Source organism: Klebsiella sp. 2-CIP_Kleb. (assembly GCF_050378715.1).
GTDB classification, from domain to species: Bacteria; Pseudomonadota; Gammaproteobacteria; order Enterobacterales; family Enterobacteriaceae; genus Klebsiella; species Klebsiella quasipneumoniae.
In genome coordinates, this window is record NZ_JBNRLG010000009.1 from 1 (window position 1) to 21,784 (window position 21,784).

General features: G+C 54.8%; 20 protein-coding genes. 11 read left to right on the forward strand and 9 right to left on the reverse strand.

What is annotated here, in order from left to right; all coding sequences use genetic code 11:
* Positions 1–249 precede the first annotated feature (249 nt).
* On the reverse strand, positions 250–756 hold the full coding sequence (gene mobB / locus ACQUTP_RS22880) for a molybdopterin-guanine dinucleotide biosynthesis protein MobB (protein ID WP_080848117.1): 507 nt from the start codon (positions 754–756) through the stop codon (positions 250–252).
* Positions 753–1,334 (reverse strand): molybdenum cofactor guanylyltransferase MobA, encoded by a 582-nt coding sequence (gene mobA, locus ACQUTP_RS22885; protein WP_080848115.1) that lies wholly within the window; start codon positions 1,332–1,334, stop codon positions 753–755. The genes mobB and mobA overlap by 4 nt, the downstream gene beginning before the upstream one ends.
* A 71-nt stretch (positions 1,335–1,405) precedes the next feature.
* Between mobA and ACQUTP_RS22890 the strand changes: the two genes are divergently transcribed.
* From ACQUTP_RS22890 to dsbA, 3 genes are all read left to right on the forward strand, one after another.
* Positions 1,406–1,675, forward strand: coding sequence for a YihD family protein (locus tag ACQUTP_RS22890; protein WP_002882612.1), 270 nt, complete (start codon positions 1,406–1,408; stop codon positions 1,673–1,675).
* A gap of 75 nt (positions 1,676–1,750) precedes the next feature.
* Positions 1,751–2,737 (forward strand): serine/threonine protein kinase, encoded by a 987-nt coding sequence (locus ACQUTP_RS22895; RefSeq protein WP_004203612.1) that lies wholly within the window; start codon positions 1,751–1,753, stop codon positions 2,735–2,737.
* A 27-nt stretch (positions 2,738–2,764) separates the two neighbouring features.
* Positions 2,765–3,388 (forward strand): thiol:disulfide interchange protein DsbA, encoded by a 624-nt coding sequence (gene dsbA, locus ACQUTP_RS22900; RefSeq protein WP_004203613.1) that lies wholly within the window; start codon positions 2,765–2,767, stop codon positions 3,386–3,388.
* 30 nt (positions 3,389–3,418) lie between these two features.
* Here the strand turns inward: dsbA and ACQUTP_RS22905 are convergent, their stop codons facing one another.
* On the reverse strand, positions 3,419–4,336 hold the full coding sequence (locus ACQUTP_RS22905) for an acyltransferase (protein ID WP_017899843.1): 918 nt from the start codon (positions 4,334–4,336) through the stop codon (positions 3,419–3,421).
* Between the two features lie 396 nt (positions 4,337–4,732).
* On the opposite strand from ACQUTP_RS22905, the gene polA reads away from it, so the two are divergent.
* Positions 4,733–7,525 carry a DNA polymerase I gene (polA, locus tag ACQUTP_RS22910; protein ID WP_004203617.1) on the forward strand — a complete coding sequence of 931 codons (2,793 nt, stop codon included), beginning with the start codon at positions 4,733–4,735 and terminating at the stop codon, positions 7,523–7,525.
* 359 nt (positions 7,526–7,884) lie between these two features.
* Here the strand turns inward: polA and yihA are convergent, their stop codons facing one another.
* Positions 7,885–8,520 carry a ribosome biogenesis GTP-binding protein YihA/YsxC gene (gene yihA / locus ACQUTP_RS22915; protein WP_017899842.1) on the reverse strand — a complete coding sequence of 212 codons (636 nt, stop codon included), beginning with the start codon at positions 8,518–8,520 and terminating at the stop codon, positions 7,885–7,887.
* A gap of 585 nt (positions 8,521–9,105) precedes the next feature.
* Between yihA and yihI the strand changes: the two genes are divergently transcribed.
* Both yihI and hemN read left to right on the forward strand, forming a co-directional pair.
* Positions 9,106–9,612 carry a Der GTPase-activating protein YihI gene (gene yihI, locus ACQUTP_RS22920; protein WP_002882743.1) on the forward strand — a complete coding sequence of 169 codons (507 nt, stop codon included), beginning with the start codon at positions 9,106–9,108 and terminating at the stop codon, positions 9,610–9,612.
* A 188-nt stretch (positions 9,613–9,800) separates the two neighbouring features.
* Positions 9,801–11,174, forward strand: coding sequence for an oxygen-independent coproporphyrinogen III oxidase (gene hemN, locus ACQUTP_RS22925; RefSeq protein ID WP_080848114.1), 1,374 nt, complete (start codon positions 9,801–9,803; stop codon positions 11,172–11,174).
* A 35-nt stretch (positions 11,175–11,209) separates the two neighbouring features.
* Here the strand turns inward: hemN and ACQUTP_RS22930 are convergent, their stop codons facing one another.
* The 4 genes from ACQUTP_RS22930 to glnA form a co-directional block, all read right to left on the reverse strand.
* Positions 11,210–11,320 (reverse strand): YshB family small membrane protein, encoded by a 111-nt coding sequence (locus ACQUTP_RS22930; RefSeq protein WP_004152951.1) that lies wholly within the window; start codon positions 11,318–11,320, stop codon positions 11,210–11,212.
* 110 nt (positions 11,321–11,430) lie between these two features.
* Positions 11,431–12,840 (reverse strand): nitrogen regulation protein NR(I), encoded by a 1,410-nt coding sequence (glnG, locus tag ACQUTP_RS22935; RefSeq protein ID WP_002882749.1) that lies wholly within the window; start codon positions 12,838–12,840, stop codon positions 11,431–11,433.
* 8 nt (positions 12,841–12,848) lie between these two features.
* Positions 12,849–13,898 carry a nitrogen regulation protein NR(II) gene (gene glnL / locus ACQUTP_RS22940; protein ID WP_004203621.1) on the reverse strand — a complete coding sequence of 350 codons (1,050 nt, stop codon included), beginning with the start codon at positions 13,896–13,898 and terminating at the stop codon, positions 12,849–12,851.
* Positions 13,899–14,086: 188 nt separating this feature from the next.
* The gene (glnA, locus tag ACQUTP_RS22945) at positions 14,087–15,496 is read right to left on the reverse strand and encodes a glutamate--ammonia ligase (RefSeq protein WP_002882753.1); all 1,410 of its coding nucleotides are present in this window, start codon (positions 15,494–15,496) and stop codon (positions 14,087–14,089) included.
* 378 nt (positions 15,497–15,874) lie between these two features.
* On the opposite strand from glnA, the gene typA reads away from it, so the two are divergent.
* From typA to fabY, 5 genes are all read left to right on the forward strand, one after another.
* Positions 15,875–17,698 (forward strand): ribosome-dependent GTPase TypA, encoded by a 1,824-nt coding sequence (gene typA / locus ACQUTP_RS22950; protein WP_002882755.1) that lies wholly within the window; start codon positions 15,875–15,877, stop codon positions 17,696–17,698.
* Positions 17,699–17,833: 135 nt separating this feature from the next.
* Complete coding sequence (gene yihX / locus ACQUTP_RS22955; RefSeq protein WP_004203624.1) at positions 17,834–18,433, forward strand: glucose-1-phosphatase; 600 nt, start codon at positions 17,834–17,836, stop codon at positions 18,431–18,433.
* Positions 18,427–19,287, forward strand: a complete 861-nt coding sequence (locus ACQUTP_RS22960) for a virulence factor BrkB family protein (protein WP_004203625.1) — start codon at positions 18,427–18,429, stop codon at positions 19,285–19,287. Before yihX ends, ACQUTP_RS22960 begins: the two co-directional genes overlap by 7 nt.
* Positions 19,284–19,721 (forward strand): D-aminoacyl-tRNA deacylase, encoded by a 438-nt coding sequence (gene dtd, locus ACQUTP_RS22965; RefSeq protein WP_004203627.1) that lies wholly within the window; start codon positions 19,284–19,286, stop codon positions 19,719–19,721. The genes ACQUTP_RS22960 and dtd overlap by 4 nt, the downstream gene beginning before the upstream one ends.
* A 44-nt stretch (positions 19,722–19,765) precedes the next feature.
* Entirely contained in the window at positions 19,766–20,707 is a 942-nt protein-coding gene (gene fabY / locus ACQUTP_RS22970; RefSeq protein ID WP_025999202.1) for a fatty acid biosynthesis protein FabY, read from the forward strand.
* A gap of 11 nt (positions 20,708–20,718) precedes the next feature.
* Here fabY and ACQUTP_RS22975 read toward each other — a convergent pair whose 3' ends face one another.
* Complete coding sequence (locus ACQUTP_RS22975; protein ID WP_004203629.1) at positions 20,719–21,636, reverse strand: alpha/beta hydrolase; 918 nt, start codon at positions 21,634–21,636, stop codon at positions 20,719–20,721.
* Between the last annotated feature and the right edge of the window lie 148 nt (positions 21,637–21,784).

Consider the following 21,784-nt stretch of genomic DNA (forward strand, 5'->3'; position numbering starts at 1 on the left):
CGCCGTAGCGCCGATGGTAGTGTGGGGTCTCCCCATGTGAGAGTAGGGAACTGCCAGGCATCAAATAAAGCAGAAAGCTCAGTCGGAAGGCTGAGCTTTTTTGCGTTTGTGCCATCCGGGAAGGGTGCCGGCATGCCCCCCCGGTGGCGCTGCGCTTACCGGGGCTACTGATCCGACATGGGGCTACGCCCCGGTCGCCCGGCCAGGGGCGTAGCACCGCCTTTGGGAAAAAAATCGCCTGAATACCTGCTACTGCCTCGCTAACCAGCCGACAATAAATGACGCAATCTGCGGAATATTATTTAAATCCAGCAGCGGAAGTGAGGTCGCGATCGATACATCGCTGGCCACGGCGATCGTATGCTCATCAGTCGTTAACTCTTCCACACAATGGCCGCTGTTTTGCCGAAAAAGCAGGATCTTAGGCACTGCTTCATGCTTGAAACCCTCGACCAAAACCAGATCCAGTCTGCTGGCATCCATTCGACTAACCAGCCACGTGAGATCTAATTCCGGCTTCTCTGGCGTCTCGGTCATCAATGCCCACCGCTGTTCGCTGGCGACAATAGTTTGCGCAGCGCCCGCCTTACGCAGTTCATAGCTATCTTTGCCCGGCTTATCCACGTCCATATCATGATGGGTGTGCTTTATCAGTCCCGGGCTTAATCCTAGAGCGCAAAGCTCAGGGATAAGACGCTTTAATAATGTTGTTTTTCCGGTACCGCTCCATGCGGCGATCGCCAGTAATGGGATCATGATGGCTCCTGCATCTGCTGCAAATCTTCGAGCGTATTTACATTAATGAAAGCAGTTTTCACATCGCTGAAATTCACCGGGCGCCCACCCATTTGTCGCATAAAAACCATCACCCTGCGCTCTCCATGTGCCAGATAAGCCTCCAGTTCCGGAATGATTTGACGATGAACTAATGCAACGGCGGGATGATCCCGTTCGCCGTCATGGGCCCAAACCACCGGTGCAGCGCCTTTTTGCTGGATAAAGCGCTCCACCAAAAAGGACGGAATGAACGGCGTGTCGCAGGGGCAAAAAACAAACCATGGGCTCGCGACCTGCTGCATCACAGCAAGCATTCCGGCCAGCGGCCCCTGAAAACCCTCCTGTATGTCTCGAAAGACCGGATATCCGCTGGCACGCCACTGTTCAAGATGACGATTGGCGCTAATGACTAACTCATCTACCTGCGGAGCTAATGCTTCCGCGACGTGTCGCCAGAGAGGACGTCCATTGAGCAACTGTAATCCTTTATCAATGCCGCCCATTCGCGTGGCCCTGCCGCCCGCCAGCACGACGCCGGTTATCGCCTCGCTTTGCATATGAATATCGCCTCTTTCATTGTGGGATTGACCCTGTTAACTTGTCCCTATCAAGAGTAAGGAGCATGACCATGAAATGTAAACGTCTGAATGAAGTAATTGAACTCCTCCAGCCCGCCTGGCAGAAAGAGCCAGAACTGAACCTGATGCAATTTTTGCAGAAACTGGCGAAAGAGGCTGGCTATGATGGCGAACTGAGCGATCTTTCCGACGATATTCTGATCTATCACCTGAAGATGCGTGATTCTTCAAAAGATGCTGTCATCCCGGGTATTCAGAAGGATTATGAAGAAGACTTTAAAACCGCGCTGCTGCGCGCCCGCGGCGTAATAAAAGAGTAAAAGGTTGTAAGCGCTGCCGCGTAAAGCGCAATGAGATGATATCCTGAACTATTCGTACGATTATCGGATGTCAGGATGCACGATAAGGCTTTTACTTTTCAGACGCTTCGCCCGGATACCATTATCGATGGGTTATTCGATCTGGGTATGCGGGTGGATTCCGGTCTTACCCCGCTGAACAGCTATGAGAACCGCGTTTATCAGTTCCAGGACGAAGAGCGTCATCGTTATGTGGTGAAGTTCTATCGTCCTGAGCGCTGGTCGGCAGCACAAATCCTTGAAGAACACCAGTTTGCGCTTCAGCTTGTAGAAGATGAAGTGCCCGTTGCGGCGCCGCTGTTATTTAACGACAGTACGCTTCATCAGCACCAGGGGTTTTATTTTGCCGTTTTCCCAAGCCTTGGCGGCCGACAGTTCGAGGCGGATAACCTTGATCAGATGGAGTGGGTTGGCCGTTATCTGGGGCGCCTGCACCAGACCGGGCGCAAACAGCGCTTTTCTGCGCGTCCGGAGATTGGCGTGCAGGAATATCTGCTGGAACCACGCCAGGTATTTGAACAGTCGACGCTTATCCCCTCAGGCCTGAAGGCCGATTTCCTGAAGGCGACCGATAAACTCATCGCTGCCGTCATGACGCAATGGCACGGTGGCGGGACTACTTTGCGCCTGCATGGTGACTGTCATGCAGGCAATATCCTCTGGCGCGATGGGCCGCTGTTTGTCGATTTAGACGATGCGCGAACCGGCCCGGCGATTCAGGATCTGTGGATGCTGCTCAACGGCGATAAGGCTGAACAGCGTATGCAGCTGGAGACCATCGTTGAGGCCTATGAGGAATTCAGCCCCTTTAACAGCGATGAAATCGCGCTTATTGAACCTTTACGCGCCATGCGACTGGTTTATTATCTGGCGTGGTTGCTCAGACGCTGGGACGATCCGGCATTTCCGGTTAATTTTCCCTGGTTAACCGGGGAGGATTACTGGCGAGGGCAGACGTCTACTTTTCTCGAGCAGGTGAAGGTTCTACAGGAACCCCCGCTTCAGTTAACGCCAATGTATTAATGTGATATATCCAGGAGAGAGTAAATCATGAAAAAAGTTTGGCTGGCGCTGGCTGGTATGATTCTGGCTTTTAGTGCATCCGCTGCCCAGATCACCGACGGCAAGCAGTACATCACCCTTGATAAGCCGGTTGCTGGCGAGCCGCAGGTGCTCGAATTCTTCTCATTCTACTGCCCGCACTGCTATCAGTTTGAAGAAGTGCTGCATGTCTCTGACAGCGTGCGCCAGAAACTGCCAGAAGGCACCAAAATGACCAAATACCATGTCGAGTTCCTGGGGCCGCTGGGCAAGGAGCTGACGCAGGCATGGGCTGTGGCCATCGCGCTGGGCGTTGAAGATAAAATTACGGCGCCGATGTTCGAAGCGGTGCAGAAAAACCAGACCGTACAGAGCCTGGCTGACATTCGTAAAGTGTTCGTCGACGCTGGCGTGAAAGGGGAAGACTACGATGCCGCATGGAACAGCTTCGTGGTGAAATCTCTGGTCGCTCAGCAGGAGAAAGCGGCAGCCGATCTGCAGCTGCAGGGGGTACCGGCTATGTACGTCAATGGTAAGTACCAGCTGAACCCGCAGGGGATGGACACCAGCAATATGGATGTCTTCGTCGCTCAGTATGCGGATACCGTGAAGCAGCTGGTTGAGAAGAAATAAAAAAAACGCCGGTCACTGACCGGCGTTTTTTTATCTACTTTGCCGTGACTTCCTTGCTTTGTCCCGCATGATGTCAGTTAACTGACGGTCTTTCTCTTCCCATAGCCCATTCAGCCAGCGCTGGAAACCACGCTTAAAGTTCTTATCGTTGACGTAATCGCCGTGTAGCTCTTCGCCAATCGGTACCAGATTGATACGAACCACAATGCGCGTCAGTCGGCCACTTAGCATGTCGTAAAACGGCCTTGCATGATTTTCCGGGTAGCACAGCGTAACGTTCAGCAGTTTATCGAACTGCGAGCCGAGAACATTGAGCGCCATGGCAATACCCGCCGCTTTCGGTGGTAACAGGTTGTGGTAAGGAGAGCGCGTCTCGCGCTTTTTTGCGTCGGTAAAACGCGAGCCTTCCACAAAATTGACGATTGTCGTTGGGTGCGAGCGGAATTTCTCACATGAACGGCGGGTGGTTTCGACATCTTTACCGCGGCGTTCCGGGTGACGAATAAGATAGCTGCGCGAATAGCGGCGCATAAAAGGCATATCCAGCGCCCAGCAGGCGAGGCCTATGAACGGTACCCACGCCAGCTGTTGTTTAAGGAAGTACTTATTCATCGGAATATGCTTGCGGAACAGCACGCATAGCACCACGATATCTGCCCAGCTGTGGTGGTTGCTGATCAGCAGATACCAGTTCTTTTTGTTCAGGCCTTCCAGACCCTGGACGTCCCATTTTAGCCAGGGATTGAGATGCAACAGCAGCGCCAGCCCCTCGCACCAGCAGTACATCATAAAATTGCAAAAAACGGATATAGAGCGCCATACCGCTGGAATGGGGACCAGCAGTTTAATCAGCCCGGCGACGATGATCGGTACAGAGCAGATAACGGTGACTAAGATGGTTAAGGCGATACTCAGCGGAAGTGTTATCGCAGCGAGTAATCTCGACATAGTTAGTTTATTCAGAAAGTTAGGCTGACAAAGAGCGCCTTTAAGCTGCGCAAGAGGCTGATTTTACCAGAAAACGCGGCAAATGACGGGTCTTACCAGAACAGAAAAAAACAAGGATCTTCTATCCACATGGAAGATTAGGTCATCAAATTCATGCCAGGATCGTTGATCTTCTTTTAAGTTATTGATAAATAATGGCTAATACTATTTATTCATTTATTTTCAGGGGCGGATAAGCTGACGTTGTAAAACTATGCACAAAGTTATCCACAAGCTAAGTTGTCGCGCGATCGCGACGATCGTTGAATCTTTTCCGCGAAATGCGGGAAAAATTCAGGATTTCATGCCCGTCTGTGGCATCCTTTATCCATAATCTGATAAACAGGCACGGAAATTATGGTTCAGATCCCAGAAAACCCTCTCATCCTCGTTGACGGCTCCTCCTATCTTTATCGGGCGTATCATGCGTTTCCGCCGCTGACTAACAGCGCAGGGGAGCCCACCGGGGCTATGTACGGCGTACTGAATATGCTGCGCAGTTTGATTCTGCAGTATCAACCGACTCATGCCGTCGTGGTCTTTGATGCGAAAGGGAAAACCTTCCGTGATGAATTGTTCGAACATTACAAATCTCACCGCCCGCCGATGCCGGACGATCTGCGCGCGCAGATTGAGCCGTTGCATAAGATGGTGAAAGCGATGGGGCTGCCGCTGATGGCGGTCCCGGGTGTCGAAGCTGACGATGTGATTGGCACCCTGGCGCGGGAAGCGGAAAGGGCAGGACGTCCGGTGCTGATCAGTACCGGCGATAAAGACATGGCCCAGCTGGTGACGCCGGGGATCACCCTGATCAATACCATGACCAACACTATCCTCGGGCCGGATGAGGTGGTTACCAAGTACGGCGTCCCGCCAGAGCTGATTATTGATTTCCTGGCGCTGATGGGCGACTCCTCAGATAACATTCCTGGCGTGCCGGGCGTGGGCGAAAAGACCGCCCAGGCGCTGCTGCAAGGCCTCGGCGGCCTCGATACGCTGTATGCGGAACCGGAGAAGATCGCTGAACTGAGCTTCCGCGGCGCGAAAACGATGGCGGCGAAGCTGGAGCAGAACAAGGAGGTGGCTTATCTCTCTTATCAGCTGGCGACCATCAAAACCGACGTCGAGCTGGAGCTCACTTGCGAAGAGCTGGAGGTGCAGCCGCCGGCGGCAGACGATCTGCTGGCGCTGTTCAGACAGTATGAGTTTAAGCGCTGGACCACCGACGTTGAAGCCGGAAAATGGCTGCAGGCGAAGGGGGGCAAACCGGCTGCGAAACCTGCAGTGCCTGCAGCAGCGGCAGAAGCGGAAGCAGAGGTTGAGGCCGCTACTGCACTTTCAGCAGAGCACTATGTCACCATCCTTGATGAGGCTACGCTGCTCACCTGGATCGATAAGCTGAAGCAAGCGCCGCTCTTTGCCTTTGATACGGAAACCGACAGCCTGGATAACATCTCCGCCAACATGGTCGGCCTTTCATTCGCTGTTGAGCCGGGCGTGGCCGCCTATGTCCCGGTAGCGCATGATTACCTTGATGCGCCGGATCAGATCCCGCGCGAGCGCGTGCTGGCGCTGCTTAAACCGCTGCTGGAGGATGAGAAGCTGCTCAAGGTTGGGCAAAATCTCAAATACGATCGCGGCATTTTGGCTAATTACGACATTGAGCTGCGCGGGATTGCGTTCGATACCATGCTGGAATCTTACATTCTCGACAGCGTGGCGGGCCGCCATGATATGGACAGTCTTTCCGACCGCTGGCTGAAGCATAAAACGATTACCTTCGAAGAGATCGCTGGCAAGGGTAAGAATCAGCTCACCTTTAACCAGATTGCGCTGGAAGAGGCGGGTCGCTACGCGGCGGAAGACGCCGACGTCACGCTCCAGTTGCATCTGAAAATGTGGCCGAAGCTGCAGCAGCATGAAGGTCCGCTGAATATCTTCCAGCACATTGAAATGCCGCTGGTGCCGGTGCTGTCACGCGTTGAGCGCAATGGCGTTAAAATCGACCCCGCCGTGCTGCATGCGCACTCGCAGGAAATAGCCCAGCGCCTGGTTGAGCTGGAGCAGCGGGCGCATGAGATCGCCGGGGAAGCGTTTAATCTCTCCTCCACCAAACAGCTGCAAACGATCCTGTTTGAAAAACAGGGTATCAAGCCGCTGAAGAAGACGCCGGGCGGTGCGCCGTCCACCTCTGAAGAGGTACTGGAAGAGCTGGCGCTCGATTATCCGTTGCCGAAAGTGATTCTGGAGTACCGTGGGTTGGCGAAGCTGAAGTCGACCTATACCGATAAGCTGCCGCTGATGATTAATCCCAAAACGGGCCGCGTACATACCTCCTATCATCAGGCGGTTACCGCCACCGGCCGTTTGTCGTCTACCGATCCAAACCTGCAAAACATTCCGGTGCGTAACGAAGAAGGGCGCCGTATTCGCCAGGCGTTTATCGCGCCAGAAGATTACGTTATTGTCTCGGCGGACTACTCGCAAATCGAGCTGCGCATTATGGCGCACCTGTCGCGGGATAAAGGCCTGCTGACCGCCTTCGCGGAAGGGAAGGATATTCACCGGGCGACGGCGGCTGAAGTGTTTGGCTTACCGCTGGACAGCGTCAGCAGCGAACAGCGGCGCAGTGCTAAAGCTATCAACTTCGGTCTGATCTATGGCATGAGCGCCTTTGGCCTGGCCCGCCAGCTGAACATCCCGCGTAAAGAAGCGCAGAAGTACATGGATCTTTATTTCGAGCGTTATCCGGGCGTCCTGGAGTATATGGAGCGCACCCGCGCACAGGCGAAGGAGCAAGGGTATGTTGAAACGCTGGATGGCCGTCGACTCTATTTGCCGGATATCAAGTCCAGCAATGGCGCTCGTCGTGCCGGTGCGGAACGTGCGGCGATTAACGCCCCGATGCAGGGGACGGCTGCGGATATCATCAAGCGGGCGATGATTGCCGTTGATGAATGGCTGCGGAGCGAGAAACCTCGCGTGCGAATGATCATGCAGGTTCACGATGAACTGGTCTTTGAAGTGCATAAGGATGAGCTCGATGCCGTATCGAAAAAGATCCACGAACTGATGGAGAACAGCACTACGCTGGCGGTACCGTTGCTGGTGGAAGTGGGCAGCGGAGAAAACTGGGATCAAGCGCACTAAGTATACAAAGCACAACGCGATTTTCTGTAAGTAAGCAACATAACTTATAGAGTTTTGTGAGGATCATTTGAATTTGCTATGTAAATAGTGAAAAAAAACTACAAAAAATGCTTTATCCGTGAGCGAAAGAAGAGTAAAGTTATTCGCGTAGGGTACAGAGGTAAGATGTTCTATCTTTCAGACCTTTTACTTCACGTAATCGGATTTGGCTGAATATTTTAGCCGCCCCGGTCATTTATGACCGGGGCGTTTTTTATTGCGCGAAAGAAAAGTGGCAAAAAGAAGGACACGCTTGTGCTTGACGCTGGAGAGGAACCCGGACAAGGCGCGGCACGCTCTTATCCGGCTGTTGGTGACGATTACTCGTCTACGGTGCTCTCTGCTTCCTGCGGCGGGATTTCGTTAAACCAGCTATCCAGCTTCTGTCGCAGCTTATCCACGCCAGATTTTTTCAGCGAAGAGAAGGGTTCAACCTGAACATCGCCATTGAAGGCCAGGACTGCTTCACGCACCATATTCACTTGCGCTTTACGCGCGCCGCTGGCGAGCTTATCGGCTTTGGTCAGCAGCACCAGCACCTGAATATCGCTTTCTACCGCCCATTGGATCATCTGCTGATCGAGATCCTTAAGCGGGTGGCGAATGTCCATCAGGACCACCAGGCCCTTCAGGCACAGGCGTTTTTCCAGGTATTCTCCCAGCGCGCGCTGCCACTTGATCTTCATCTCTTCCGGGACTTGCGCATAACCGTAGCCGGGAAGGTCGACCAGGCGTTTGCCTTCGGCGACTTCGAACAGGTTAATCAGCTGTGTACGTCCGGGAGTTTTGGAGGTCCGCGCCAGGCTTTTCTGGTTGGTCAGCGTATTCAGCGCGCTGGATTTTCCCGCATTGGAGCGGCCGGCGAATGCCACTTCAATACCGGTATCGGCAGGAAGATGGCGGATATCTGGCGCGCTAGTGACAAAGTGCGTCAGTTGATAATTCCAGTTGGTCAAGACGGTCGTCTCCGTTAAAACAGGCTATGGCAGGGATTATACCTGAACAGCAGAAAAAGGCTGTTTTTACCGCACGCCGGTTCTGTAAGTAAAAACCATGCACTTTGTGAGACATTGGCTATTCTTCGTATAGGACATGCCTGAGAAAAATAAGACTAATAAAGTATAACCTACTGAAAATAAATAGATTACAAGAATAGAGAAATCTGAAAAGTGGAATTTTAACGGCCAGACTGGTTGTCGATTTTTGTCAACAGGGTAAAGTAATACACAACGGCGGGGATGCTGAAAAGGATGAGGACTCAGGACGAGGGGTCAGGAAGCGCCAGGAGGCGAAGACCACAGGATTGTCAGGATGACGCGCGTTTTGGAAACGTTTCAAAGGGAAAAGGAAGAGACAGGGACCGTTGGACGCTAAGGGAAAGACAGGGTAAGTCGTTAGCGAACAGGGAAAGAAGAGCCCGTTAAGGGTGGTCAGTGAGGAAAAAGGCGACAGAGTAATCTGTCGCCTTTTTTCTTTGCTTGCTTTCTGCTAGATTCCGCCTCAATTCTATACTGAATAATACTGTCTGAAGATTACACACCATGAAAAAACCGACATCCGCCACCCGTGGCAAATCCGGCCGCAAGTCGCGTGAAGAGTTAAATCAGGAAGCTCGCGATCGCAAACGGCAGAAGAAACATCGTGGCCACGCGGCAGGAAGTCGCGCGAACGGCGGCGATGCGGCTTCAGCAGGTAAAAAACAGCGCCAGGCGCAAGATCCACGCGTGGGCAGCAAAAAACCCATCCCGCTGGGCGTGAGCGAAAGCAGCGCTCCAGCTCCCAAGCAGCATAAACCAAAGAGCGAGAAACCTATGCTTTCACCGCAGGCTGAGCTGGAGTTGCTGGAGAATGATGAGCGCCTGGACGCGCTGCTGGAACGTCTGGAAGAGGGCGGTACCCTGAATGCTGAAGAGCAGAGCTGGGTGGATGCCAAACTGGATCGCATTGATGAGCTGATGCAGCAGCTCGGCCTCTCTTACGATGACGAAGATGAAGAAGAGGAAGAGCGTCAGGAAGATATGATGCGTCTGCTGAAGGGTGGAAACTAACATTTGCATCCCATCGGATTCCCGGTACTGCTTATAACCCTTCTGGTTATATGTTATCTGCTGTGGTTATTCGTTAAACTACGACGGTTGTCGCGGCGTCAGAAATGGCTGCGCAACCGGCTCATGACCCGCGGTGCGGTGGGGCCGGGACGGCGTACCCGTCGGCGGCACCATCGGAAGGAGTGAGCATGTCTGAGCAGATAATCGACTGGGATCTGGCCCTGATCCAGAAATATAACTATTCCGGGCCGCGCTATACCTCGTATCCCACCGCGCTGGAGTTTTCACCACAATTCGGCACGGGGGAATTCGATGCCGCTGTGGCCCGTTACCCACAGCGTCCCCTGTCGCTGTACGTGCATATCCCGTTTTGCCATAAGCTGTGTTATTTCTGCGGCTGCAATAAGATCGTCACCCGCCAGCAGCATAAGGCCGATCAGTATCTCGATCTCCTTGAACAGGAGATCATCCACCGTGCGCCGCTGTTTGCCAACCGTCAGGTTAAGCAACTGCATTGGGGAGGCGGCACGCCGACCTATCTCAACAAGGCGCAAATCAGTCGCCTGATGGATCTGTTGCGTACCCATTTTCATTTCAGCGCCGAAGCCGAGATCTCCATCGAGGTCGATCCGCGTGAAATCGAGCTGGATGTCCTCGATCATTTACGCGCTGAGGGATTCAACCGCCTGAGTATGGGCGTGCAGGACTTTAATAAAGAGGTTCAGCGTCTGGTTAACCGCGAACAGGACGAAGCGTTCATCTTTGATTTGCTCCGTCATGCGCGGGAGATTGGATTTACTTCGACCAATATCGACCTCATCTACGGCCTGCCGAAACAAACGCCGGAGAGCTTTGCCTTTACCCTGCAAAAGGTCGCCGAGCTCAATCCTGACCGCCTGAGCGTGTTTAACTACGCGCATCTGCCCACGCTCTTTGCCGCACAGCGCAAAATTAAAGATGCCGATCTGCCCTCCGCTGAACAGAAGCTGGAGATCCTCCAGGAGACCATCGGCTCGCTGACGGCGGCAGGCTATCAGTTCATCGGCATGGACCACTTCGCGCGTCCTGATGATGAATTAGCGGTCGCGCAACGTCACGGCGTACTGCATCGCAATTTCCAGGGCTACACCACTCAGGGCGATACCGATTTGCTGGGGATGGGCGTGTCCGCGATCAGCATGATTGGCGACAGCTACGCCCAGAACCAAAAAGAGCTAAAGCAGTACTACCAGCAGGTGGCAGAGCAAGGGAACGCCCTGTGGCGCGGGATCGCGTTAACCCGGGACGACTGTCTGCGTCGCGACGTAATTAAGGCGTTGATCTGTAACTTCCGTCTGGATATTGATGCAGTCGAAGCGCAGTGGGCCGTGGATTTTCAGTCTTATTTTGCTGAGGACCTGAAACTGCTGGCGCCGCTGGCGCATGACGGGCTGGTGGTGGTGGAGAGTAAGGCTATCCAGGTAACGGCGAAAGGCCGCCTGCTGATCCGCAACATCTGTATGTGCTTTGATGCCTATCTGCGGCAAAAGGCTCGGATGCAGCAGTTCTCAAGGGTGATTTAATGTTTTCCCCCTCTCCCGCAGGAGAGGGGGAACAATTAGCTGAACAGCCCGACCAGCGCAGCGCACAGAACGGCAGCGACTGCCGTTTGTGGTGTGTGACTCGCAGCGGCGCCGCTCGATATCATACTCACCAGTGATTCAAACATGATGCTCTCCCCTAATGCCGGGCACGATCATACTCAACTCATCGGAACAGTAAAGTACAAAATAGCAGCACTTTGCGCTGATCGGCTATTTTTCATCACGCCGTTTAACCCTACTCCATACCCAACTCTTTTAGCTTACGCGTCAGGGTATTACGACCCCATCCCAGCAGGCGCGCAGCCTCCTGTTTATGTCCCTGAGTATGACGCAGGGCGGTCGTCAGCAGCGTGCGTTCCATTTCGGGTTGCGCTTCTGAAAGCAAGTTTTGATGACCGGAACGCAGCGCCCGATCGGCCCACTGACCCAACAGCGTCGCCCAGCTGTCTGGCTGCATCTGCGTCGGGCTATCAGGAATGGTGGTCTCAAACAGTTCGCTCGGCAGATCCTGCGTCAGCACCTCCTGGCCGGCGGCCATGACGGTGAGCCAGCGACAGGTGTTTTCCAGCTGGCGAACGTTGCCCGGCCACGCCAGGCGGGTCAGCGCTGTCTCCGTTTCCGGATGCAGCTGTTTGGCTTCAACACCTAGCTCGCGGGCGGCAATCTGCAGAAAATGGCGGGCCAGACGTGGAATATCTTCCCGACGCTCGCGCAGCGGCGGCAAATGCACCCGGATCACGTTCAGGCGGTGGAATAAATCTTCACGGAATTTCCCCTCCTGCACCCGCTGCTCCAGATTCTGATGGGTGGCGGCGATGATCCGCACATCGACCTTCACCGGCGCGTAGCCGCCCACGCGATAAAACTGGCCATCCGCCAGAACGCGCAGCAGACGAGTCTGGACATCCAGCGGCATATCGCCAATTTCATCCAGGAACAGCGTGCCGCCGTCAGCCTGTTCAAAGCGACCCTGACGGACGGTATTGGCGCCGGTAAAGGCCCCTTTTTCATGGCCGAACAGCTCGGACTCAATCAGGTCCTTGGGGATCGCCGCCATATTCAGCGCGATAAACGGCGCTTTTGAGCGCGGGCTATGGCGATGCAGGGCATGAGCGACAAGCTCTTTACCGGTACCGGATTCGCCATTGATCAGCACGCTGATGGATGAGCGCGACAGACGGCCAATAATGCGAAAGACATCCTGCATGGCCGGCGCCTCGCCAATGATATCGGCGGTGGGGCTGCTTATCGGCGCATTTCGCGGCTGCTGCTGCTCCTGATAGTGGCTAATCGCCCGGTCGACGAGGGCGACAGCTTCATCGATATCAAAAGGTTTGGGCAGATAATCAAACGCGCCCTGCTGATAAGCGCTGACCGCGGCGTCCAGATCGGAATGCGCGGTCATTATGATGACCGGAAGCATCGGATGACGCTGCTTAATCTGTTTGAGCAGCGCCAGACCATCCATTCCCGGCATACGGATATCTGACAGCAGTACATCCGGGGTTTTGGTGGTGAGGGCATCTAGCACCTCATTGCCGCTTTCGAACGTTGTGCAGCTCAAGCCGGCTCCGGTGAGCGCGCGTTCAAGCACCCAGCGGATGGAGCTATCGTCATCAACGATCCAGGCTATCCCTCGTTGCATAAACACCTCTACTTCCGAATAGGCAGGTATACCGAAAATTCGGTATGACCCGGCCAGCTGGTGAATTCAATTTTGCCGGAGTGCTGATCGATAAGGCTGCGGGCGATAGATAAGCCCAGGCCAGTACCGCCTTCGCGGCCGCTGACCATCGGATAAAACAACGTATCCTGGAGCTGGGGCGGAATACCCGGGCCATTATCTTCGACGTCAATACGGGCGGCGAGGCGATAACGCACCCCGTGCAGCGTCAGCTGGAAAGCGGTCCGGGTGCGGAGAACAATTTCGCCCCCTTCCGGCCCCAGCGCCTGCAGCGCATTACGGACGATGTTCAGCAACACCTGTTCAATTTGATCCGGGTCGTGGGGGAGCTCCGGCAGGCTGGGGTCGTAATCACGGATCAACTTCACGTTGTCCGGCAACTCCATCGAGACCAGTTTCACTACCCGTTCGGCGACCTTGTGGATGCTTTCGGTAACGTGCATGCCCGGATGCTGTGGGCCGAGCAGGCGATCGACCAGATTTCTCAGCCGGTCGGCCTGCTCGATGATCACTTTGGTATATTCCGTTAGCGCCGGGTCGGGCAGGGCTTTGCTGAGCAGCTGTGCCGCGCCGCGCAGGCCGCCTAACGGGTTTTTTATCTCGTGCGCCAGGCCGCGGACCAGATCGCGGGCGGCGACCTGCTGCGCGTGCTGCAGTTGCTCCTGGCTCAGGCGGCGCTGGTTATCCATCGGCGCCATTTCCAGCAGAATAAAGCCTTCCGGCAGCCGCTGGGCGGTCAGCGACAGGATATGCGAGCGGCCATCGATAACCAGCGTCACTTCGTTATCGGTAAAACCCTGGCCCGCCTGCAGACTCTCCTGCATCAGCCCAATATTTAATGAGAAATAGCTCAACAGCTCAGGTAACGGGGTGCCAAACAGCTTGCGCGAACTCTGCGCCAGCAACTGCTGCGCCGCAGGGTTGGCAAAGTGCACCGCCAGGTCATCATCGACCAGTAAGATACTGTTGATAAGAGAGTTGAGGATCTGCCCAGCATCGGGCAGTGTGCCTGTTGCCATTCGACAGTCTCCTGAAAAAGAGTGCACCAATTTAGTGCAGTATAGCTTTTTATCGGTAAAAAGCTCGCGAGATCAGCGTGTTGGTGGAGAAAAAAGCCCATCCTGAGATGGGCTGAAAGTTTCCACGGCAACAAAATATCCCGGGCATCCCGCGCCACAACACGACATACCCTGGATTTACAGCAAAATTAGACGCTGTAGTACAGTTCGAACTCAACCGGATGCGGAGTCATGCGTACGCGGTCGTTCTCTTCCATACGCAGGGCGATGTAAGCATCGATAGCGTCATTGGTGAATACGCCGCCAGCCGTCAGGAACTCGCGGTCAGCATCCAGGGCCTGCAGGGCTTCTTCCAGAGAACCGGCAACCTGCGGGATCTCTTTCGCTTCTTCCGGCGGCAGGTCGTACAGGTTTTTGTCCATTGCTTCGCCCGGATGGATTTTGTTCTTGATACCATCGAGGCCAGCCATCAGCAGCGCCGCAAAGCACAGGTACGGGTTAGCAGCCGGGTCCGGGAAGCGCACTTCGATACGACGCGCTTTCGGAGAGGTCACCACCGGAATACGGATGGAGGCAGAGCGGTTACGGGCAGAGTAAGCCAGCATAACCGGCGCTTCGTAACCCGGGACCAGACGCTTGTAGGAGTTGGTGGTCGGGTTCGCCAGGGCGTTGATGGCTTTAGCGTGTTTGATTACGCCGCCGATGTAGAACAGCGCCTGCTCAGACAGACCTGCGTATTTGTCGCCGGAGAACAAGTTAGTCCCGTTTTTCGCCAGAGACATATGGCAGTGCATGCCGGAGCCGTTGTCGCCGAACATTGGTTTCGGCATAAAGGTCGCGGTTTTACCAAAGCGGTGAGCGACGTTGTGAACAACGTATTTGTAAATCTGAATTTCGTCCGCTTTTTTGGTCATGGTGTTGAAGCGGGTTGCCACTTCGTTCTGACCTGCGGTAGCCACTTCGTGGTGGTGAGCTTCAACAACCAGGCCCATCTCTTCCATGATCATACACATGGTGGAGCGGATATCCTGAGAAGAGTCTACTGGCGGAACCGGGAAGTAACCCCCTTTCACGCCCGGACGGTGACCTTTGTTACCGCCTTCGTATTTGGTGGAGGAGTTCCACGCACCTTCGATATCATCGATCGCGACATGGGAGCCGGAGATAGAGGCGCCGAAACGGATGTCGTCGAACAGGAAGAATTCTGGTTCTGGCCCGAACAGGACGGTGTCAGCGATGCCGGTAGCGCGCAGGTACTCTTCAGCGCGTTTCGCGATGGAGCGCGGGTCACGGTCATAACCCTGCAGGGTGCCTGGCTCGAGGATATCGCAGCGGATGATCAGGGTCGGTTCTTCGTAGAACGGGTCAATGACCGCGGTGGAAGCGTCCGGCATCAGGACCATGTCAGATTCGTTGATACCTTTCCAGCCACCAATCGAGGAGCCATCAAACATTTTGCCTTCTTCGAAGAATTCGGCATTTACCTGATGAGACGGAATCGTGACGTGCTGTTCTTTACCTTTGGTATCGGTGAAGCGCAGATCGACAAACTTCACTTCGTGCTCGTTCAGCATCGTCAAAACGTGTTCAGCGGACATACTTAAACTCTCCCGGATTGGTCATTGTCGTCGTGGTAACGAAAACTTCATACTGCTTAAAAGTGGCGTTGTTGCCTTAAAAAATATAAAGCGAAATCTGTGCCAACTTTTAAATGCCCCATAAAACGCTGTATCATGCGCACCATAGTGCAAAAGGACTGCACCATGATGGAGATAATGCACCAAAATAGTGCCTCAGTGTGAACATTGAGCACCATTTTGGTGCAATTTTTGTTACGGTGCCCTTTTATCGCTCCGTGAAAGCGGTCACAAAGAAACTCTGCAATACTTGTTTGCGGAGGATGTTTGTGATCCTGTTCAGTCCTTCGCTTAATACGTGTACAATAACGCGCTATTTCTAATGCCTGAGGCAAAGTTGTGATCGAAAATCTGCGTAATATCGCCATCATCGCGCACGTTGACCATGGTAAAACTACCCTGGTTGACAAGCTGCTACAGCAATCCGGTACGTTCGACGCACGTACTGAAGCACAAGAACGTGTGATGGACTCCAACGATTTGGAGAAAGAGCGTGGGATTACCATCCTCGCGAAAAACACCGCAATCAAATGGAATGATTACCGTATCAACATCGTTGATACCCCTGGGCACGCCGACTTCGGAGGTGAAGTTGAGCGTGTTATGTCCATGGTTGACTCTGTGCTGCTGGTGGTAGATGCCTTTGATGGCCCGATGCCGCAAACGCGCTTCGTGACCAAAAAAGCTTTTGCCCACGGTCTGAAGCCGATCGTGGTCATCAACAAAGTTGACCGCCCGGGCGCGCGTCCGGACTGGGTTGTCGATCAGGTGTTCGACCTGTTCGTTAACCTCGACGCGACCGACGAACAGCTGGACTTCCCGATCGTTTACGCGTCCGCGCTGAACGGTATCGCGGGTCTGGACCACGAAGACATGGCTGACGACATGACCCCGCTGTACCAGGCGATTGTCGATCGCGTGCCGGCGCCGGACGTTGACCTTGACGGTCCGCTGCAGATGCAGATCTCCCAGCTGGACTACAACAACTACGTTGGCGTCATCGGCATCGGCCGCATCAAACGCGGTAAAGTGAAGCCGAACCAGCAGGTCACTATCATCGATAGCGAAGGCAAAACCCGTAACGGTAAAGTCGGTAAAGTGCTGACTCACCTGGGGCTTGAGCGTATCGAGAGCGACGTAGCTGAAGCTGGCGACATCATCGCGATCACCGGTCTGGGCGAGCTGAACATCTCCGACACCATCTGCGACCCGCAGAATGTCGAAGCGCTGCCGGCCCTGTCCGTTGATGAGCCGACCGTTTCCATGTTCTTCAACGTCAACACCTCTCCGTTCTGCGGTAAAGAAGGTAAGTTCGTTACCTCTCGCCAGATTCTGGACCGCCTGAACAAAGAGCTGGTGCACAACGTGGCGCTGCGCGTTGAAGAAACCGAAGACGCTGATGCGTTCCGCGTTTCCGGCCGTGGTGAACTGCATCTGTCCGTTCTGATTGAAAACATGCGTCGCGAAGGTTTCGAGATGGCGGTTTCCCGTCCGAAAGTTATCTTCCGTGAAATCGATGGCCGTAAACAAGAGCCGTTCGAGAACGTGACGCTGGACGTCGAAGAGCAGCACCAGGGTTCTGTTATGCAGGCGCTGGGCGAGCGTAAAGGCGACCTGAAAAACATGAATCCGGACGGAAAAGGCCGCGTACGTCTCGACTACGTGATCCCAAGCCGCGGTCTGATCGGCTTCCGTTCAGAGTTCATGACCATGACCTCCGGTACCGGTCTGCTGTACTCTACCTTCAGCCACTACGACGACGTTCGTCCGGGCGAAGTGGGCCAGCGTAACAACGGCGTGCTGATCTCCAACGGTCAGGGTAAAGCGGTAGCGTTCGCGCTGTTCGGCCTGCAGGATCGCGGTAAGTTGTTCCTCGGTCACGGTGCGGAAGTTTACGAAGGCCAGATCATCGGTATTCACAGCCGTTCTAACGACCTGACGGTAAACTGCCTGACCGGTAAAAAACTGACCAACATGCGTGCGTCCGGTACTGACGAAGCCACGGTTCTGGTTCCGCCGGTTAAGATGACCCTGGAGCAGGCTCTGGAGTTCATCGATGACGACGAACTGGTAGAAGTCACTCCGACCTCTATCCGTATCCGTAAACGTCACCTGACCGAGAACGACCGTAAACGCGCAATGCGCGGTGCAAAAGAAGAGTAATTCATTCTTCTTGCTGTTCGTAAAACCCCGCCTCTCCGGCGGGGTTTCTTTTTTTGATTCCTGCATCACACGCCAATAGTCAAATCCTGCCTTTCCCGCTAAAGTTAATTTTCCACGGCGCGGAAGGAGACGAAAATGCTCTATATCTTTGATTTAGGTAATGTGATTGTCGACATTGACTTCAACCGGGTATTGGGGGCCTGGAGCGATTTAACCCGCATCCCGCTGGCGACGCTGAAGCAGCATTTCACCATGGGAGAGGCTTTCCATCAGCATGAGCGCGGCGAGCTCAGCGATGAAGACTTTGCCGCCGCCATGTGTCATGAAATGAATATGTCCCTCAGCTATGAGCAGTTTGCTCACGGCTGGCAGGCGGTGTTTGTCGCGCTGCGTCCGGAAGTGATTGCGATCATGCAAAAACTGCGTGCCCAGGGCCATCGCGTGGTGGTGCTCTCCAATACCAATCGTCTTCACACCACGTTCTGGCCGGATGAATACCCGGAAGTGCGCGCTGCCGCCGATCGCATCTATCTGTCACAGGAGATGGGAATGCGTAAGCCTGAAGCGCAAATTTATCAGCGAGTACTGGACGAAGAGGGCTTTTCCGCCGCAGATACGGTCTTTTTTGATGATAACGTCGATAATATAGCAGGGGCTAACCGGTTGGGGATCACCAGCATTCTGGTGACCGGGAAGAAGACCATCCCTGACTATTTCGCGAAACAGCTATGCTAAGAACCGTTCATCAAAAATTACTCCACCATACCCGGCCGCTGCTGGCGTGGCTAAAGCTGCTGTGGCGGCGTATTGATGAAGACCATATGACGACCCTGGCGGGGAACCTCGCCTATGTGTCATTACTGTCCCTGGTGCCGCTGATTGCCGTCGTGTTCGCGCTATTTGCGGCCTTCCCCATGTTCTCCGAAGTCAGCGTGCAGATCCGCCATTTTATCTTCGCCAATTTTATTCCGGCGACCGGGGATGTGATCCAGGGATATATCGAGCAGTTCGTCGCCAATTCCAGCCGCATGACCGCCGTAGGCGCCTTTGGCCTGATCGTCACCTCGCTGCTGCTGATGTACTCGATCGACAGCGCGCTAAACACCATCTGGCGCAGCACGCGCAGTCGCCCCAAAGTTTACTCCTTTGCCGTTTACTGGATGATCCTGACCCTTGGTCCGCTGCTGGCGGGCGCCAGCCTGGCGATCAGTTCCTATCTGCTGTCGCTGCGCTGGGCAAGCGACCTGGACGGCGTAATTGATAATCTGCTCCGCCTTTTCCCGCTGATCCTCTCCTGGGCGGCATTCTGGCTGCTCTACAGTATTGTACCCACCACCCAGGTACGTAACCGCGACGCGGTGATCGGGGCGCTGGTGGCGGCGCTGCTGTTTGAGGCAGGTAAAAAAGCGTTTGCCCTCTATATCACCACCTTTCCGTCCTATCAGCTCATTTATGGCGTGATTTCGGTGGTGCCGATTTTGTTCGTCTGGGTGTACTGGACCTGGTGTATCGTCTTGCTTGGCGCTGAAATTACTGTCACTCTCGGTGAATACCGCAAACTTAAAACAGAAGAAACAGAACAACCATGATTGCATTAATTCAACGCGTATCCCGTGCAAGCGTTACCGTGGCGGACGAAGTGACGGGCGAAATTGGCCCGGGGCTTCTGGTGCTGCTGGGAGTCGAAAAAGACGATGATGAACAAAAAGCGAATCGCCTCTGCGAGCGCGTGCTGGGCTACCGCATCTTCAGCGATGCGGAGGGGAAAATGAACCTGAACGTTCAGCAGGCGGGCGGCAGCGTGCTGGTGGTTTCGCAATTTACGCTGGCGGCGGATACCGAGCGGGGAATGCGGCCAAGCTTCTCGAAAGGCGCCGCTCCTGACCGCGCTGAGGCGCTGTATGAGTATTTCGTCGCCCGCTGTCGCCAGCAGGAAATGAACACCCAGACCGGAAGATTCGCTGCGGATATGCAGGTTTCTTTGGTCAATGATGGTCCCGTGACCTTTTGGTTGCAAGTATGACCCAGCTTCCGGGCAGGCTGCGGGTAACAAAAGAGAGTACGACTATGTATCACCTTCGTGTACCGCAAACAGCAGAAGAGTTAGAGAGCTACTATCAGTTCCGCTGGGAGATGCTGCGTAAGCCGCTGCATCAGCCTAAGGGTTCGGAACGTGACGCCTGGGATGCGATGGCGCATCATCAGATGGTGGTGGATGAAGAGGGCAACCTGGTGGCTGTCGGCCGGCTATATATCAATGCAGAGAATGAAGCCTCCATTCGCTTTATGGCCGTTCATCCCTCGGTGCAGGATAAAGGGCTGGGTACGCTGATGGCGATGACCCTGGAGTCCGTCGCGCGTCAGGAAGGGGTTAAGCGGGTCACCTGTAGCGCTCGCGAAGATGCGGTGGAGTTTTTCGCCAAGCTCGGCTTTATCAATCAGGGGGAGATCACCACCCCGACCACCACGCCGATCCGTCATTTCCTGATGATTAAGCCGGTCGCATCGCTGGACGACATTCTCCACCGTGGCGACTGGTGTGCGCAGCTACAGCAGGCGTGGTATCAGCATATCCCGCTGAGTGAAAAAATGGGCGTGCGCATTCAGCAGTACACCGGGCAGAAATTTATTACCACCATGCCGGAAGCGGGAAATCAGAATCCGCACCACACGCTGTTTGCCGGCAGTTTGTTCTCGCTCGCCACCTTAACCGGATGGGGGCTTATCTGGCTGATGCTGCGCGAGCGGCACCTGGGGGGCACCATCATTCTGGCGGATGCGCATATCCGCTACAGTCAGCCCATTAGCGGCCGCCCCAGCGCCATCGCCGACCTCGGTTCGCTGAGCGGCGATCTCGACCGTCTGGCGCGTGGGCGTAAAGCCCGCGTGCAAATGCAGGTGGAGCTTTTTGGCGACGATAAACAGGGCGCCGTTTTCGAGGGGATCTACATCGTGCTGCCGGCGAAGCCCTTTGGCTCTTACGAAGAGGGCGGCAACGAGGAAGAGTAAGCCGCGGGCGGTTATCGTCCTGGCGATGCTAAGCGCCAGGCGATATCCCGCATGGCATCTCGCGCGGCGCGGCTGATCCCACCCAGCTGAAAGAAGCCGTGGATCACCCCCAGATAGCGCTGACAGGAACTCTCCACCCCTTGCGCCATCAGCCTTCGATGCAGCGCTTCGCCCTCGTCGCGTAAAGGATCGAACTCCGCCGTCAGAATATGCACCGGCGGCAGACCGTGAAAATCGTCGCGCCAGAGTGGACTGGCATCCGGATGGTTCGCTGGCGTCGAGGCGAGGTACATTTCATAGCCGCTCAACAACGTGTCCCGGGTAATCACATAGTCAGCGCCGTTGCTGACGTAGCTCGCCATGCTGGCGGTGGGGTCGAGCATGGGATAAATCAGAATCAGTTGCGCGGGTTGCCACGCCGCATTCGCTTTCAGGCGCAGGGCCGTTACCAGAGCGAGGTGCCCGCCGGCGCTGTCGCCAGCCAGTGTGATGCGTGAGGCGTCAACGCCAAGCTGCTCCGCGTGCCGGTGGATGATCATGACACCTTGTTCTGCGTCATCGTGCGCCGCCGGAAAGGTATGCTCCGGCGCCAGGCGGTACTGCACGGCGATCACCCGGCAACCGCTGAACCAGGCTAGCTGGCGGAGCTGATTGTCGTGGGTGGCAAAGCCGCCGCTGACAAAACAGCCGCCGTGATAATACACAATGGTGGGTAGTAAGCCGTTGCTTTTTGGCGGCGAGACGACGCGCAAGGTCATGCCATCGAGCGCGATGTCTTCAACCTGCACCCGCGTTTCTGTTTCCCCTGCGAGAACGGCGCTGGCGAGATAGCCGTTTCTCCGGTCATCAATACTCTGTTCTCGCGATGATGGCCGCCCCGCAGCAATAAACTCCTCAACCAGCGAAGCAATCCCTTTTTCCAACGTCATGGCAAGTCCCTTTTACTGGGTTAATATCCAGTGTTATAGCCTGGTTATTGCGAAAAAGATATACCGAATAAAGCCGCGATCGCATTGTGGAAAGCGGCTCGCAGAAGCGTATTTCTCAGCAAAGATCTGCTTTTTCTTCGTTTTTATC

Coding starts and splice junctions, on each gene's coding strand:
- mobB (WP_080848117.1), bottom strand. CDS start 756: ATGATCCCATTACTGGCGATCGCCGCATGGAGCGGTACCGGAAAAACA.
- mobA (WP_080848115.1), bottom strand. CDS start 1,334: ATGCAAAGCGAGGCGATAACCGGCGTCGTGCTGGCGGGCGGCAGGGCC.
- ACQUTP_RS22890 (WP_002882612.1), top strand. CDS start 1,406: ATGAAATGTAAACGTCTGAATGAAGTAATTGAACTCCTCCAGCCCGCC.
- ACQUTP_RS22895 (WP_004203612.1), top strand. CDS start 1,751: ATGCACGATAAGGCTTTTACTTTTCAGACGCTTCGCCCGGATACCATT.
- dsbA (WP_004203613.1), top strand. CDS start 2,765: ATGAAAAAAGTTTGGCTGGCGCTGGCTGGTATGATTCTGGCTTTTAGT.
- ACQUTP_RS22905 (WP_017899843.1), bottom strand. CDS start 4,336: ATGTCGAGATTACTCGCTGCGATAACACTTCCGCTGAGTATCGCCTTA.
- polA (WP_004203617.1), top strand. CDS start 4,733: ATGGTTCAGATCCCAGAAAACCCTCTCATCCTCGTTGACGGCTCCTCC.
- yihI (WP_002882743.1), top strand. CDS start 9,106: ATGAAAAAACCGACATCCGCCACCCGTGGCAAATCCGGCCGCAAGTCG.
- hemN (WP_080848114.1), top strand. CDS start 9,801: ATGTCTGAGCAGATAATCGACTGGGATCTGGCCCTGATCCAGAAATAT.
- ACQUTP_RS22930 (WP_004152951.1), bottom strand. CDS start 11,320: ATGTTTGAATCACTGGTGAGTATGATATCGAGCGGCGCCGCTGCGAGT.
- glnG (WP_002882749.1), bottom strand. CDS start 12,840: ATGCAACGAGGGATAGCCTGGATCGTTGATGACGATAGCTCCATCCGC.
- glnL (WP_004203621.1), bottom strand. CDS start 13,898: ATGGCAACAGGCACACTGCCCGATGCTGGGCAGATCCTCAACTCTCTT.
- glnA (WP_002882753.1), bottom strand. CDS start 15,496: ATGTCCGCTGAACACGTTTTGACGATGCTGAACGAGCACGAAGTGAAG.
- yihX (WP_004203624.1), top strand. CDS start 17,834: ATGCTCTATATCTTTGATTTAGGTAATGTGATTGTCGACATTGACTTC.
- ACQUTP_RS22960 (WP_004203625.1), top strand. CDS start 18,427: ATGCTAAGAACCGTTCATCAAAAATTACTCCACCATACCCGGCCGCTG.
- dtd (WP_004203627.1), top strand. CDS start 19,284: ATGATTGCATTAATTCAACGCGTATCCCGTGCAAGCGTTACCGTGGCG.
- fabY (WP_025999202.1), top strand. CDS start 19,766: ATGTATCACCTTCGTGTACCGCAAACAGCAGAAGAGTTAGAGAGCTAC.
- ACQUTP_RS22975 (WP_004203629.1), bottom strand. CDS start 21,636: ATGACGTTGGAAAAAGGGATTGCTTCGCTGGTTGAGGAGTTTATTGCT.